Source organism: Streptomyces sennicomposti (assembly GCF_019890635.1).
GTDB lineage: Bacteria > Actinomycetota > Actinomycetes > Streptomycetales > Streptomycetaceae > Streptomyces > Streptomyces sennicomposti.
In genome coordinates this window covers 1-14498 of record NZ_JAIOAB010000069.1, presented here as the reverse complement: position 1 = coordinate 14498, position 14498 = coordinate 1, and the positions used below count along the sequence as shown (strand labels likewise).

Below are 14498 nucleotides of genomic sequence, written 5' to 3'. Positions count from 1 at the left end.
GCGGCACCGACAGTGTTCTCTGGGGACGTCCCCAGACCCCTGGCAGGAGGCATCAAGTGGTCGACGCGGATCAGACGTTCGTCATCGTCGGAGGAGGCCTGGCCGGCGCGAAGGCGGCCGAGACCCTGCGCGCGGAGGGTTTCAGCGGCCGCGTCATCCTCATCTGTGACGAGCGCGACCACCCCTACGAACGGCCGCCGCTGTCCAAGGGCTACCTCCTCGGCAAGGAGGAGCGCGACACCGTCTTCGTGCACGAACCGGCGTGGTACGCGCGCAACGACGTGGAACTCCACCTCGGCCAGACCGTGGACGCCGTCGACCGCGAGGCGAAGACCGTCCACTACGGCGACGACGGCACCCATGTGCGCTACGACAAGCTGCTGCTGGCCACCGGCGCCGAACCGCGCCGCCTGGACATCCCCGGCACCGACCTCGCCGGCGTCCACCACCTGCGCCGCCTCGCCCACGCCGAGCGGCTCAAGGGCGTCCTCGCCCACCTCGGCCGGGACAACGGCCACCTGGTGATCGCCGGAGCCGGCTGGATCGGCCTGGAGGTCGCGGCGGCGGCCCGCGAGTACGGCGCGGAGGTCACCGTCGTCGAGCCGTCCGCCACCCCGCTGCACCACGTGCTGGGCCCCGAGCTGGGCCAGCTCTTCACCGAGCTGCACAGCGCGCACGGCGTCCGCTTCCACTTCGGGGCCCGGCTGACCGAGATCGTCGGGCAGGACGGCGTGGTGCTGGCCGCCCGCACCGACGACGGCGAGGAGCACCCCTGCCACGACGTGCTCGCCGCGATCGGCGCCGCCCCGCGCGTGGCGCTGGCCGAGGCGGCCGGCCTGGAGCTGGCCGACCGGGCGCACGGCGGCGGCATCGCCGTGGACGAGCGGCTGCGCACCTCCGACCCCGACATCTACGCCGCCGGCGACGTGGCCGCCTTCCCGCACGGCCTGTTCGGCACCCGGCTGCGGGTGGAGCACTGGGCCAACGCGCTGAACGGCGGCCCGGCCGCGGCCCGCGCCATGCTCGGCCGGGACGTCGTCTACGACCGGGTGCCGTACTTCTTCTCCGACCAGTACGACCTGGGCATGGAGTACAGCGGCTGGGCGCCGCCGGGGTCGTACGACGAAGTGGTGATCCGGGGCGACGCCGCCAAGCGCGAGTTCGTCGCGTTCTGGGTGAAGGAGGGGCGGGTGCTGGCCGGGATGAACGTCAACGTGTGGGACGTCACGGACCCGATCCAGCGGCTGATCCGCTCCCGGGCCCGGATCGACACGGACGCCCTGGCCGACCCGCACGTCCCGCTGGACACCCTGGCCGCGTGAGCGCACGGCGGCGGACCGCCCCTTGAGGCCCCGGGGGCGCCCCGGCGGCCCCGGTCGCCGCCGCGCGGCTCAGGACTGTCCGAGCGTCCCCGTAGAATTCACCCGTGGCAGGACGGATCAACGACGAGGACGTGAAGGCGGTACGGGACGCGGTCCCGATCGACGCCGTCGTCTCCGAGTACCTCCAGCTGCGCAACGCGGGCGGCGGCAACCTCAAGGGACTGTGCCCGTTCCACGACGAGAAGTCGCCGTCCTTCCAGGTCAGCCCGAGCAAGGGACTCTTCCACTGCTTCGGCTGCCAGGAGGGCGGCGACACCATCACGTTCGTGATGAAGATCGACCACCTCTCCTTCTCCGAGGCGGTCGAGCGCCTGGCCGCCCAGGCCGGCATCACCCTGCGCTACGAGGAGGGCGGCTACAACCCCGCCCACCAGCGCGGCGAGCGCATCCGCCTGGTCGAGGCGCACAAGCTGGCCGCCGAGTGGTACGCCGAACAGCTCGCCTCCTTGGCCGAGGCCGAGGCCGGGCGCGTCTTCCTCGCCGGGCGCGGCTTCGACCAGGCCGCCGCCCTCCATTTCGGCGTCGGCTACAGCCCCCAGGGCTGGGACCACCTCACCCGCTTCCTGCGCGGCAAGGGCTTCACCGACAAGGAACTGGTCCTCTCCGGCCTCGCCCAGGAGGGCCGCCGCGGCCCCATCGACCGCTTCCGCGGCCGGCTGATGTGGCCCATCCGCGACATCGGCGGCGAGGTCGTCGGCTTCGGCGCCCGCAAGCTCTACGAGGCGGACAACGGCCCGAAGTACCTCAACACCCCCGAGACCCCGATCTACAAGAAGTCCCAGGTGCTCTACGGCATCGACCTGGCCAAGAAGGAGATCGCCAAGGTCTCCCGCGCGGTCGTGGTCGAGGGCTACACCGACGTCATGGCCTGCCACCTGGCCGGCGTCACCACCGCCATCGCCACCTGCGGCACCGCCTTCGGCGGCGAGCACATCAAGATCCTGCGCCGGCTCCTCATGGACAACGGCTCGGCCCGGGTGATCTTCACCTTCGACGGCGACGCGGCCGGCCAGAAGGCGGCCCTGCGCGCCTTCGAGGACGACCAGAAGTTCGCCGCCGAGACGTACATCGCCATCGCCCCCGACGGCATGGACCCCTGCGACCTGCGGCTGGCCAAGGGCGACGACGCCGTCGCCGACCTGGTCGAACCGCGCACCCCGCTGTTCGAGTTCGCGCTGCGCCAGATCGTCGCCCGCTACGACCTGGACACCCCGGGCGGCCGGGCCGCCGCCCTGGACGAGGCCGCGCCGGTCGTCGCCCGGATCAAGAACAGCGGCGCCCAGCACGAGGTCGCCGTCCAGCTCGCCGGACTGCTCGGCATCCTCGACACCCAGTTCGTGGTCAAGCGGGTCGCGCAGCTCGCCCGGTGGGCGCGCGACCGCGGCGGACGCGGCCCCGCACCGGACCGGCAGCAGCGCGGCGGCCCCCGCCAGGACTACGCCGCGCCCGCCCCCGCCGTCCGCGGCCCCGCCCTCACCCTGCGCAACCCCGTCTACGCCACCGAGCGCGAGCTGCTCAAGCTCGCCCTGCAACGCCCCGAGCTGGTCTCCCCGGCCTTCGACGCGTACGGCGTGGACGAGTTCACCGCGCCGCCCTACGCCGCCGTGCGCCAGGCCATCCTGGACGCGGGCGGCGCCGAGTACGGCACCGCCGACCCGCAGGAGTACCTCGTCCGGGTCCGCGAGGCCGCCCCGGACGACACGGTCCGCGCGATGGTCACCGAGCTGGCCGTCGAGGCGATCCTGCTGCGCCGCGAGGTCGACGAGGCCTACGCCGGCGCCCAGCTCGTCACCGTCCGCCGCCGCGCGGTCGAGCGCCGTATCCGCGACCTCAGCAGCACCGTGGCCCGCCTCGGCACCGGCGGCGACCCCGCCCAACTCGCCGCCGCGCAGAACGAGTTGTGGATCCTCCAGCAGTACGACCAGGCCCTGCGGGAGCGCGGCGCCGCCGCCCTGTGAGTACGCGCCGGGCGCCCGCCCGACGGCACGCGCCGAGGGCGCGCCCAAGGCGCCGCACCCGGCGGCGGTAACCGCCCCGTCACGGAACGAACGCAAAAAGTCACCGCACGCCCCTCGTGGCGGCGATGTGTCGTACCCCACACTGGGTCCGGTGCCTGAGTCCTCGGAGCGCGGCCGGTCCGTCACCCACGGGCCCCCTTCCCCCCGGCTGTGCTCATCGCGTACGGGACGGACCGCGCCGACAGTGCCGGCTCCGCCCCCCGAGCAGCGCTGCCGCACAGCTGAGCAGCGATCATCCTGGAGGTCGCCCCCCGTGCAGACCCAGACCCTCACCCCTACCGACAGCACCACCGGCCGCGGGAGGGCGGTGGCCGTGCCCCCGCAGGACCGGGCCGCGCACCACCCGGAGACGCAGCCGGCCGCCGAGCCGGAGGAACCGCCGGCCACCCGGCCGGAACCGGAGCCGCCCGAGGCGTCCGACGCCCCCGACGAACCTGACGCGTCCGACGCCCCCGACGCACCCGACGAACCTGACGCGTCCGACGCCCCCGAAGCCCCCGACGCACCTGACGCGCCCGGCGACCCTGACGCACCCGAAGCCCTCGACGCACCCGACCCGCTCGACGCCGTCGAGCCGCCCCGCGCCGCGCCCGCCCGCACCGAGTCCGGCGGCCCCTCCGCCGACCTGTTCCGGCAGTACCTGCGCGAGATCGGGCGGATACCGCTGCTCACCGCCGCCGAGGAGGTCGAACTCGCCCGGCGGGTGGAGGCCGGCCTGTTCGCCGAGGAGAAGCTGAGCAGCACCCCCGACCTCGACAGCCGCCTGGCCGGCGACCTGGACCGGCTCGTCGTCTCGGGCCGGATGGCCAAGCGCCGCCTCATCGAGGCCAACCTGCGCCTGGTCGTCTCGGTGGCGAAACGGTACGTCGGCCGCGGCCTCACCATGCTCGACCTGGTCCAGGAGGGAAACCTGGGGCTGATCCGGGCCGTGGAGAAGTTCGACTACGCCCGCGGCTACAAGTTCTCCACCTACGCCACCTGGTGGATCCGCCAGGCCATGTCCCGGGCGCTGGCCGACCAGGCCCGCACCATCCGCGTCCCCGTGCACGTCGTGGAACTCATCAACCGCGTGGTGCGGGTGCAGCGCCGGATGCTCCAGGAACGCGGCTACGAGCCCACCCCCGCCGAGGTCGCCGCCCAGCTCGACCTGACGCCCGACCGGGTCGGCGAGGTGCTGCGGCTGGCCCAGGAGCCCGTCTCCCTGCACGCCCCGGTCGGCGAGGAGGACGACGTCGCCCTCGGCGACCTCATCGAAGACGGCGACGCCGCCTCCCCGGTGGAGTCGGCGGCGTTCCTGCTGCTGCGCGAACACCTGGAGGCGGTGCTGTCCACGCTGGGGGAGCGCGAGCGCAAGGTCGTGCAGCTGCGCTACGGGCTGATGGACGGCCGGCCGCGCACCCTGGAGGAGATCGGCCGCATCTTCGGCGTCACCCGCGAACGCATCCGGCAGATCGAGTCCAAGACCCTCAACAAACTCCGCGACCACGCCTTCGCCGACCAGCTCCGCGGCTACCTCGACTGAACGGGCCGCGCGGCCCGGACCGTACGGACCGCACCGGCCGTACGGACCGGGCCGGCCGTACGGACCGGGCCGTACGGGGGCGGACCGACCGGAAGGACGCCACCGGACGGGAGAGGGGGCCGCCCACCGGACGGCCCCCTCCTCACTCCTGCCGACCCCGCCGGCCGGCCGCCCTCAGTCGACCTCCGCGACCGCCTGCGCGAACTGCGCCTGGTACAACCGGGCGTACGCCCCGCCCGCCGCCAACAGCTCGGCGTGCGCGCCCTGTTCGACGATCGAACCGTTCTCCATCACCAGGATCGTGTCCGCGTCCCGGATCGTGGAGAGCCGGTGCGCGATGACGAACGACGTACGGCCGTGCTGGAGTTTGGCCATCGCCTTCTGGATCAGCACCTCGGTGCGGGTGTCCACCGAACTGGTCGCCTCGTCCAGGACCAGGATCACCGGGTCGGACAGGAACGCCCGCGCTATCGTGATCAGCTGCTTCTCACCGGCGCTCACCCCGGTGCCCTCGTCGTCGATGACGGTGTCGTAGCCGTCGGGCAGCGTGCGCACGAACCGGTCCACGTGCGCGGCCCGCGCCGCCTCCTCGATCTCCCCGCGCGTCACCTCGCGCGTGGCCCCGTAGGCGATGTTCTCCGCGATGGTGCCGCCGAACAGCCAGGTGTCCTGAAGCACCATGCCGATGGCCGAGCGCAGCTCGTCCCGCGACATCCGGGCGATGTCCACGCCGTCCAGCGTGATCCGCCCGCCGGTCACCTCGTAGAACCGCATCAGCAGATTGACCAGCGTGGTCTTGCCCGCGCCGGTCGGGCCGACGATCGCGACCGTCTGCCCCGGCTCGACCGTGAGCGACAGATCCTCGATGAGCGGCTTGTCCTCCTCGTAGCGGAACGACACGTGCTCCAGGGCGACCCGCCCGCGCAGCTCCTCCGGCCGCACGCCCGGCACCGGATCGGCCTCCTGCTCCTCCGCGTCCAGGAGTTCGAAGATCCGCTCGGCCGAGGCGACGCCCGACTGCACCAGGTTCGCCATCGAGGCGACCTGCGTCAGCGGCATCGAGAACTGCCGCGAGTACTGGATGAAAGCCTGCACATCGCCGATGGACAGCGAGCCCGAGGCGACCCTCAGGCCGCCGACGACCGCCACCAGCACATAGTTCAGGTTGGAGACGAACATCATCAGCGGCTGCATGACGCCGCTGTTGAACTGCGCCTTGAACCCGGCCTCGTACAGCGCCTGGTTCTGCTCGGCGAACTGCTGCGCCGACTCCTCCTGGCGGCCGAACACCTTCACCAGGGCGTGCCCGGTGTACATCTCCTCGATGTGCGCGTTCAGCTTGCCGGTGGAGCTCCACTGCTGCACGAAGTGCGGCTGGCTGCGCTTGCCGACGCGGGTGGCGACGACGAACGACAGCGGCACCGTCACCAGCGCGACCAGCGCGAGGATCCAGGAGACGTAGAACATCATCACCAGCACGCCGATGATGGTCAGCACCGAGTTGATGAGCTGGCCCATCGACTGCTGGAGGGTCTGGCCGATGTTGTCGATGTCGTTGGTGGCGCGCGAGAGCACCTCGCCGCGCTGGCGCTTGTCGAAGTAGGACAGCGGCAGCCGGGACAGCTTGGTCTGCACGTCCTCGCGCATCCGGAACATCGTCCGGTTCACCGACCGGTTCACCAGCCGCGTCGCCACCGCCATCAGCAGCCCGGCCACCATGAACGTGCCGAGCGCGAGCAGCAGCACCCGGCCGACCGCGTCGAAGTCGATGCCCTGGCCGGGCGTGAAGTCGGTGCTCTTCAGCATGTCGGCGATCGAGCCCTGGCCGTGCTCCCGCATGTTCTGGAGCACCTGGTCCTTGGTGGCCCCGGCCGGCATCTGCCGGCCGATGATCCCCGCGAACACCAGGTCGGTCGCCTTGCCGAGGATCTTCGGCCCGACGACGCTCAGGGTGACGCTGATCACCACGCACAGCACCAGCGCGTACATGGTGACCCGTTCGGGCTTGAACTGCGCGAGCAGCCGCTTGCCCGAGTCCTTGAAGTTCATCGAGCGGCTGTTCGGGCCGCCCCCGGCCATCATCCGACCCATGGGCCCGGCCATCAGGCGGCCTCCGCTTCCGTCAGCTGGGAGAGCACGATCTCCCGGTACGTCTCGTTGTCCGCCATCAGCTCGTGGTGGCGGCCCACGCCGACGACCCGGCCGCCGTCCAGGACGACGATCCGGTCCGCGTCGCGGATGGTCGCCACACGCTGGGCGACGATGACGACGGTCGCCTCCGCGGTCTCCTCGGCCAGCGCCGCGCGCAGGGCGGCGTCGGTGGCGTAGTCGAGCGCGGAGAAGGAGTCGTCGAAGAGGTAGATCTCCGGGCGCTGCACCAGCGTGCGGGCGATCGCCAGACGCTGGCGCTGACCGCCGGAGACGTTGGTGCCGCCCTGCGCGATCGGCGCGTTCAGGCCGCCCTCCAGCTTGCTCACGAAGTCCTTGGCCTGCGCCACCTCCAGCGCGTGCCACAGCTCCTCGTCGGTGGCGTCCGGGTTGCCGTAGCGAAGGTTGGTGGCGACGGTCCCGGCGAACAGGTACGGCTTCTGCGGCACCATGCCGACCGTCCTGGCCAGCAGCTTCGGGTCCACCGTGCGCACGTCCACCCCGTCGACCAGGACCTCGCCGTCGGTCGCGTCGAACAGGCGCGGTACCAGGCCGAGCAGCGTGGACTTGCCGCTGCCGGTGGAGCCGATGACCGCGGTCACCTCGCCGGGCCGGGCCACCAGGTCGACGGACCTGAGCACCGGCTCCTCGGCCCCCGGGTAGCGGAAGCCGGCCTGACGCAGCTCCAGATGGCCGTGGCTGCGCAGCTCCCGGACGGGCGCGAGCGGCGGGACGACGCTCGACTCGGTGTCCAGCACCTCCTGGATGCGCTCGGCGCACACCTCGGCGCGCGGCACCATCATGAACATGAAGGTGGCCATCATCACGGACATCACGATCTGCATCAGATAGGCGAGGAACGCCGTCAGATCGCCGATCTGCATGCCGCCGCTGTCGATGCGGTGCGCGCCGAACCACACCACCGCGATGGACGACAGGTTCACCACCGTCATCACCATCGGGAACATCAGCGCCAGCAGCCGCCCGGTGGCCAGCTGCATCTCGGTCAGGTCGGCGTTCGCCCTGCGGAAGCGGTCGTTCTCGTACTCGTCGCGGACGAAGGCGCGGATGACGCGGTTGCCGGTGATCTGCTCGCGCAGCACCCGGTTCACCGTGTCCAGCCGGGTCTGCATCGACCGGAACAGCGGGCGCAGCCGGCGCACGATCAGCGTCACGCAGATCGCCAGCACCGGGACGACCGCGACCAGCACCCCGGACAGCGGCACGTCCAGACCGAGCGCCAGCACGACACCGCCCACGCACATGATGGGCGCCGACACCATCAGGGTGAACGTCATCAGCGCCAGCATCTGCACCTGCTGGACGTCGTTGGTCGTACGGGTGATGAGCGAGGGCGCGCCGAAGTGGCCGACCTCACGCGCCGAGAAGGACTGCACGCGGTCGAAGACGGCGCCCCGGACGTCGCGGCCGAGCGACGAGGCGGTCTTGGCGCCGTAGTAGACGGCGCCGATGTTGCACACCACCTGCGCCAGCGAGATGGCGATCATCACGGCGCCGAACGTGAGGATGTAGCCGGTGTCGCCCTTCACCACGCCCTGGTCGATGATGTGGGCGTTCAGCGTCGGCAGGTAGAGGGTGGCGCAGGTCTGCAGGAACTGCAGCAGCACCAGCAGGGATATCGGTTTCTTGTAGGGCCTGAGGTAGGTCCGCAGGAGTCTTAGGAGCACGCTGGGTCTCTCGGAGTCGGCGATCGGGGCGGCGGGGTGTCGTCCGTCCCCTGGCCCCTATCGTCGGACACTCCACCCGCGTTACCTCAACTGATTAACCCAATAGCGGACCAACGGCCGACGGCACTCGGCCATCCGCCCTACGCCCGCCGGTCCGGCCCCGATCCCTCCGCCGTGGCCCGCGGCCTCACCCGTGGAACGCCCCCGGGTGGGTCTGCTCGCGCACCGAGACGTACTGCTGGCGCACCGCCTGGCCCACCGCCAGCTCCTCGCCCGGCTCCAGGACCTGCGCCGCCGCGCCCTGCCACAGCGGCGGGGTGCGCGGGTCGAGGACGCCCTGCGAGACGCCGAGCGCCCAGGCGGCCTGCCGGGCGGCGCCGATCGCCGCGTAGTCCGCGGGCTGCGGCACCACGACCTGCGCCCCGAACAGCGCGGGCGCCGCGGCCTGCACGGCGGGCAGTTCGGCGGCCGGTCCGAGCAGGAACACCCGCCGCACCTCCACGCCCCGCCCGCGCAGCACGTCCAGCGCGTCCACGAGCCCGCACAGCATGCCCTCGAACGCGGCCCGCGCCAGGTGCTCCGGCTTCATCGACTCGCGGCGCAGCCCCGCGAGGGTGCCCGCGGTGTGCGGCAGGGCGGGGGTCCGCTCGCCCTCCAGATACGGCAGCAGCACCAGCCCGTGCGCGCCCGGCGTCGACTTCATCGCCAGATCGGACAGCGACTCCAGGTCGGGCAGGCCGAGCAGTTCGGCGGTGCCGCGCAGGGCCCGCACGGCGTTCAGCGTGGTGACCACCGGCAGATGCATGCCGGTCGCGTCGGCGAGCGAGGTGATCATGCCGGTCCGGTCGACCAGCGCCTCGGGGTGCACGGCCATCACCGAGCCGGACGCCCCGAGCGAGACGACCACGTCGCCGAGCCCGAGCCCGAGCCCGAAGGCGGCGGCCATGGTCTCCCCGGTGCCCGCCGAGATCAGCAGCCCCTCCGGGGTCGTGCCGGCCGCCTCGGCGGGGCCGATCACCTCCGGGAGGACGGCCTGGCGGCCGAGCGCCAGCTCCACCAGATCGGGGCGGTAGGCGCCGGTGGCCGCCGACCAGTAGCCGGTGCCGGAGGCGCCGCCGCGGTCGGTGGTCCGCCGGGCCGGCCGCCCCAGCAGCTGCCACACCAGCCAGTCGTGCGCCTGGAGCAGTACGGCGGTGCGCCGGGCCGCGTCGGGCTCGTTCTTCGCCAGCCAGCGCAGCTTCGTCACCGGCTGCGCGGCCTGCGGCACGAGCCCCACCGCCTGCGCCCACGCCTCCCGGCCGCCGAGCGCGTCGATCAGATCGGCCGCGGCGATCTGCGCCCGCCGGTCGCCGCCCACCAGCGCGGGCCGCACCGTGGAGCCCTGGGCGTCCAGCGGGACCAGCGCGTTCTGCTGGGCGGACACGCCGATGGCCTGCACGCCCTCCAGCAGCCCGCCGCCCGCGGCCTCCCCGAGCGAGAGCAGCCAGGCCTGCGGATCGACGTCGGCAGGGCGGCCGCCCCCCTCGGGGCTCTCCACCGGATGCGGCGCGTAGCCCTGCCGGAGCACGGCGCCCGTGTCCGTGTCGCAGACCACGATGCGAGTGAAATCAGGTGAACTGTCCAACCCGGCGACTATCCCCATGGCGAAAATTCTGCCGCACCGCAACCCCTGCTCGGGCCACGGATCGCCAGGCGGACGCTTTCTCGCGGGTGCGCGACGGGTGCGGCCCGCGTCCCGGGCGCCCGGCGGGACGCCGCGGGCGCCCCCCGCGCGGGCGCGGGCGACGCCCTGATCAGGTGCTGCTGGCGCCCCTCAGGTGTTGCTGGTGCCCCAGTCGTCCGGGCCGCTGCCGTTGCCGTGGCCGCGCAGCGAGCGCACCCGCTGCGCCACGGACTCCGGCACATGGTCGCCGACCTTGTCGCTGACCACGTGGTACGCCTTGTCCGCGAACTGGCGGCCCTGCTGCGCCGCCGTCTCGGCGGTGTTGCGCACCGCCGGGTTCTGCGCGACCTGCCGTGCGGAGTTGCGGAGCTGCTCGTAGCGCTCACGTCCCGCCTTCGTGCCCAGTACGTACCCCACGGCGAGCCCTGCGATGAACACGAGCCGGTACCGCATGGTTGGCCACCCTTCGTTCTGCCTCGAGTCGGAGCCGGGGGGAACCGATTGGCAAAGCACCCCCCTGCTTGCGCTAATGTATGTGTCGCAGCGAGCGCGCGCCCCCTGGCGAATACCCAGGCAGACGCGTTCGATGCGACGAGGCATTCCTCCGTAGCTCAATTGGCAGAGCAGCCGGCTGTTAACCGGCAGGTTACTGGTTCGAGTCCAGTCGGGGGAGCTCGGTCCTCCGTAGCTCAATTGGCAGAGCAGCCGGCTGTTAACCGGCAGGTTACTGGTTCGAGTCCAGTCGGGGGAGCATCGTGAACGAGGACCCTGCGGGGTCCTTTTTCATGTCCGGTTTCGTGACCTGGGAACCGCGCGGTCCGTGGCGGAGTCCTCAAGGTCATGAAGGGCCGAGGCAAGCCGACCATGACGAAGCAGGAGATCGTATGAGCGGCTATGCTGCGGCAGACGGCGCGCACACATGTACGCGACGCGCCGAACGGGGCGGTAGCTCAGCCGGTTAGAGCAGCGGACTCATAATCCGTCGGCCGTGGGTTCGAGTCCCACCCGCCCCACCTCGCAGTGCAGGCGCAGAATCGATCTGACCTGTCCGTACGCGGCCGCGGTGGTCGCCACGCCGAAGCGGCGGCCACCGCTCACCCGGTTGGCCGGGTCCTTCCCCCACGGCCCTCCCCGTACGGCTCAGACGTCACCGGTCTCCTTCCGTACGGCTCGGTCCCGTACCGCTCGGGTGCCACCGGTCGCCTTCCGTACGGCTTCAGCGGCGGCGGCCGTCGTCCGCGGCGTCGGAGGTCTCCGGCAGGTCGTCGCGGTCGCCCTCCGCCTGGGAGGGGGTCGGGTAGGGGGTGTCGGGCGGCTCCGCGCCGCGCCGGGTGTCGTTGTCGTCCCGTTCGCCCTCGGCCTGGGACGGGGTGTGCTCTCTCATCGTGCTGCTCCTGCGGACATGCGGATCCTGCGGACATACGGACACGGGCGGGCTGGTCACTCGTCCGGCAGGCCGAGTACCCCCGGACCGGGGAACACCACAGTCACCCTCCGGACAGTCGCCCTCCGGCCGCCCGCTACCCGCGCCTGCTCCCGTTGTCGCGCCCGCTCCCGTTGTCGCTCCCGCTGCCGCCGTCCGGTGCCGGTGCCGGGGCCGTCGTGCGGGCGATCGCCGCGCGCAGGGCGTGGCGCAGCGCGGGCGGCGGCGCGGGGGCGTCGGGCCGGGCGCCCTCGACCACCCAGGCGGCGACCGTGCGGAGCTTGGTGTTCGACCGCTGCGAGGCCTCCCGGAGGATGTCCCAGGCCTGCTGCGGGGTGCAGGCGTGGGCGGCCATCAGGATGCCGCGCGCCTGGTCGATCACCGGGCGGGAGGCGATGGCCTGGCGCAGCTGCGCCACCTCCTGCTGCAACTGCCGCAGCCGTTCCGCCCGTTCCACGGCCACCGCCGAGGCCGCCCGGGTCGCCGGGACCGGAGGACCGGGCACCGCCGGTTTCAGCGGGTCCGCGGTGTCCAGGCCGGCCAGCTCCAGGATGCGCAGGGGCTGTCCCGTCCAGCCGGTGGCCGTCACCGGGACCAGCCGGGCGCGGCCGTACCCGTCGAGGACGTCCAGCAGTTCCAGCCCCGCCGTGTCCATGAAGGTCACCAGGGCCAGGTCCAGATCGACGCGGGTCGTTTCCGCCGGCAGTCCGGCCAGCGCCTTCGCCAGCGTCCGGGCGCAGCCGTGCACCAGCTCGCCGCGCGGGCGCAGCACCGCCCGGCCGTCCGGGAAGGTGCGGACGTCGACGGTCAGGGCGCCGGCGAGCGTGGTCAGCCGGCGAGCGAGCGGTGGGAGAGGTGGTGGTGCCGCTGAGGTCATGTTCCCGCCTTGTCCGTCCCCGACAGTCCGCGCGCGTCATACGACATCGCGTTCCCCGTCGCCGCCGGGGGACGCGGCCGTCCTGGCCCGTACGGTCGGCCGCACGGCCGGTGCGGCCGGTGCGGGTCGCGGGCCGGGCGCGGTCCGCGGTTTCCCGGCGCTGCCGAACTGCGCCTGCCCGCTCCCCGGCGGCGTACACCTGGACGGCGGGCGACGGGGCGTACTGTGCCCTGTGTCCGTGAGCGACAGGGGGACGGTGTGGACATCCCGAACCGGAGGGGGACCTTCGCCTGCGCGTCCGCGCCCGACGGCGCCGCGCCCGGGCTGCGGGTGTCCCCGCTGCCCCGCCGGGCCGGGCTGCGGGCGGCGGGGGAGGTGAGCCTGGCCACCCGCGCGATCTGGCAGCGCGCGCTGGACCAGGCGGTGAGCGCGGGTGAGGACGTGTACCGGCTGGAACTGTCCGCCGTGACCTTCGTCGACGTGGCCGGCGTCGACGTGCTCGCGGACGCCGCGCGGCGGCTGGCACCCGGCCGCCGGATCGTGCTCGCCCGGCCGCCGGCCGCGGTGCCCCGGATGCTGGAGCTGTTCTGGCCCGGACTGACCGGGATCGAGGTGTCGCCGTCATGACCGCCGCCGTGGAGCCCTTCGTCCACCCCGCGCTGTTCTACCGGGACGCACGGGAGTACCTCGCCGGCACCGTGCCCTTCGTCCGGGCCGCCCTCGCCGCGGGCGAACCGGTGGCGGTGGCCGTCCCCGCCGAGAACCTCCGGCTGATCGAGGCCGAACTCGGCGCGGACGCGGGCCGGGTACGGCTGCTGGACATGCGCGAGGCGGGCCGCAACCCCGGCCGGATCATCCCCGGCGTGCTGCGCGCCTTCGCCGACGCGCAGCCGCCCGGCCGCCGGGTGCGGATCGTCGGCGAGCCCGTCTGGTACGGCCGCACGCCCGCCGAGTACGCGGCCTGCGTCCAGCACGAGGCGCTGATCAACGCGGCGTTCCGGGGCCGCGAGGTGTCCGTCCTGTGCCCGTACGACGCCGGGCGACTGGACGAGCGGGCCCTCGCCGACGCCCACGCCACCCATCCCGTGGTCGTGCCCGCCGGGTCCACCGAGGCGCGCGTCAGCGCCGGATACGCCCCCGAGCGCGTCCACGCCCGCTACAACGAGCCGTTGCCGCCCGTGCCCGGCGCGCTGTCCTTCCCCTTCACCGCGCCGACCCTGTCCCGGGCCCGGCACGCGGCCTCGGCCGAGGGCGCGCGGCTCGGCCTGGACCGGCGGCGGCTGGAGGACCTGGCCCTGGTCGCCGCCGAGCTGACCACCAACAGCGTGGTGCACGGCGGCGGTTCGGGGGAGCTGCGGGTGTGGGCCGAGGACGGGCGCGTGGTGTGCGAAGTGCGGGACGGCGGACGCATGGACGATCCGCTGGCCGGGCGCAGACCGGCCGCCCGCGACCAGCGCGGCGGCCGCGGCCTGCTCATGGTGAACCTGATCGCCGACCTGGTCCGCGTGCACACGGGTCCGCACGGCACCACGATCCGCGCCCGGCTGCCGCGTTGACGGCACCGGCCGGTGCCGGTGCCGGTGCCGTTGAGGTCTCGCCGGCCGGACCGGCGGGGCACCGCCTGGAGCGGCGGGGCCAGCGGCTGAACCGGTGGGGCACCGCCTGCAGCGGCGGGGCCAGCGGCCGAACCGGTGGGGCACCGCCTGGAGCGGCGGGCCAGCGGCTGAACCGGTGGGGCACCGCCTGGAGCGGCGGAGGCCAGGCGCCGGACCGTCGA

11 protein-coding genes and 3 tRNA genes are annotated in these 14498 nt (G+C 73.2%); 8 read left to right on the top strand and 6 right to left on the bottom strand.

Annotated features, from left to right (window positions below):
* Nucleotides 1–56 precede the first annotated feature (56 nt).
* The 3 genes from K7787_RS27550 (at nt 57) to K7787_RS27540 (ending at nt 4922) form a co-directional block, all read left to right on the top strand.
* Nucleotides 57–1322, top strand: coding sequence for an NAD(P)/FAD-dependent oxidoreductase (locus K7787_RS27550; RefSeq protein WP_009188467.1), 1266 nt, complete (start codon nt 57–59; stop codon nt 1320–1322).
* A 104-nt stretch (nt 1323–1426) separates the two neighbouring features.
* Nucleotides 1427–3340: a DNA primase gene (gene dnaG, locus K7787_RS27545; RefSeq protein ID WP_223003310.1), complete on the top strand. Its 1914-nt coding sequence runs from the start codon at nt 1427–1429 to the stop codon at nt 3338–3340.
* A 313-nt stretch (nt 3341–3653) separates the two neighbouring features.
* Nucleotides 3654–4922 carry a sigma-70 family RNA polymerase sigma factor gene (locus K7787_RS27540; protein ID WP_223003309.1) on the top strand — a complete coding sequence of 423 codons (1269 nt, stop codon included), beginning with the start codon at nt 3654–3656 and terminating at the stop codon, nt 4920–4922.
* Between the two features lie 174 nt (nt 4923–5096).
* Here the strand turns inward: K7787_RS27540 and K7787_RS27535 are convergent, their stop codons facing one another.
* The 4 genes from K7787_RS27535 to K7787_RS27520 form a co-directional block, all read right to left on the bottom strand.
* On the bottom strand, nt 5097–7025 hold the full coding sequence (locus K7787_RS27535; protein WP_223003308.1) for an ABC transporter ATP-binding protein: 1929 nt from the start codon (nt 7023–7025) through the stop codon (nt 5097–5099).
* Complete coding sequence (locus K7787_RS27530) at nt 7025–8758, bottom strand: ABC transporter ATP-binding protein (protein ID WP_009188463.1); 1734 nt, start codon at nt 8756–8758, stop codon at nt 7025–7027. Before K7787_RS27530 ends, K7787_RS27535 begins: the two co-directional genes overlap by 1 nt.
* Before the next feature lie 187 nt (nt 8759–8945).
* On the bottom strand, nt 8946–10400 hold the full coding sequence (locus tag K7787_RS27525) for an FGGY family carbohydrate kinase (protein ID WP_027758120.1): 1455 nt from the start codon (nt 10398–10400) through the stop codon (nt 8946–8948).
* 171 nt (nt 10401–10571) lie between these two features.
* Nucleotides 10572–10874 carry a hypothetical protein gene (locus K7787_RS27520; RefSeq protein ID WP_009188461.1) on the bottom strand — a complete coding sequence of 101 codons (303 nt, stop codon included), beginning with the start codon at nt 10872–10874 and terminating at the stop codon, nt 10572–10574.
* A gap of 147 nt (nt 10875–11021) precedes the next feature.
* On the opposite strand from K7787_RS27520, the gene K7787_RS27515 reads away from it, so the two are divergent.
* The 3 genes from K7787_RS27515 to K7787_RS27505 all read left to right on the top strand — a co-directional run bounded on the left by K7787_RS27515 (nt 11022) and on the right by K7787_RS27505 (nt 11434).
* Nucleotides 11022–11094: transfer RNA gene (locus tag K7787_RS27515), tRNA-Asn, on the top strand.
* A gap of 5 nt (nt 11095–11099) precedes the next feature.
* Nucleotides 11100–11172: transfer RNA gene (locus K7787_RS27510), tRNA-Asn, on the top strand.
* 188 nt (nt 11173–11360) lie between these two features.
* A tRNA-Ile gene (locus K7787_RS27505) sits at nt 11361–11434 on the top strand.
* A gap of 203 nt (nt 11435–11637) precedes the next feature.
* On the opposite strand, the gene K7787_RS27500 is transcribed toward K7787_RS27505, so the two are convergent.
* Nucleotides 11638–11805 carry a hypothetical protein gene (locus tag K7787_RS27500; RefSeq protein ID WP_019982237.1) on the bottom strand — a complete coding sequence of 56 codons (168 nt, stop codon included), beginning with the start codon at nt 11803–11805 and terminating at the stop codon, nt 11638–11640.
* 136 nt (nt 11806–11941) lie between these two features.
* On the bottom strand, nt 11942–12721 hold the full coding sequence (locus K7787_RS27495) for an ANTAR domain-containing response regulator (RefSeq protein WP_223003307.1): 780 nt from the start codon (nt 12719–12721) through the stop codon (nt 11942–11944).
* 258 nt (nt 12722–12979) lie between these two features.
* Here K7787_RS27495 and K7787_RS27490 point away from each other — a divergent pair, with 258 nt between their 5' ends.
* Together K7787_RS27490 and K7787_RS27485 are read left to right on the top strand one after the other, a co-directional pair.
* The gene (locus K7787_RS27490) at nt 12980–13348 is read left to right on the top strand and encodes an STAS domain-containing protein (RefSeq protein WP_223003306.1); all 369 of its coding nucleotides are present in this window, start codon (nt 12980–12982) and stop codon (nt 13346–13348) included.
* Nucleotides 13345–14277 (top strand): anti-sigma factor RsbA family regulatory protein, encoded by a 933-nt coding sequence (locus K7787_RS27485; RefSeq protein WP_223003305.1) that lies wholly within the window; start codon nt 13345–13347, stop codon nt 14275–14277. Before K7787_RS27490 ends, K7787_RS27485 begins: the two co-directional genes overlap by 4 nt.
* The last annotated feature ends 221 nt before the right edge of the window (nt 14278–14498 follow it).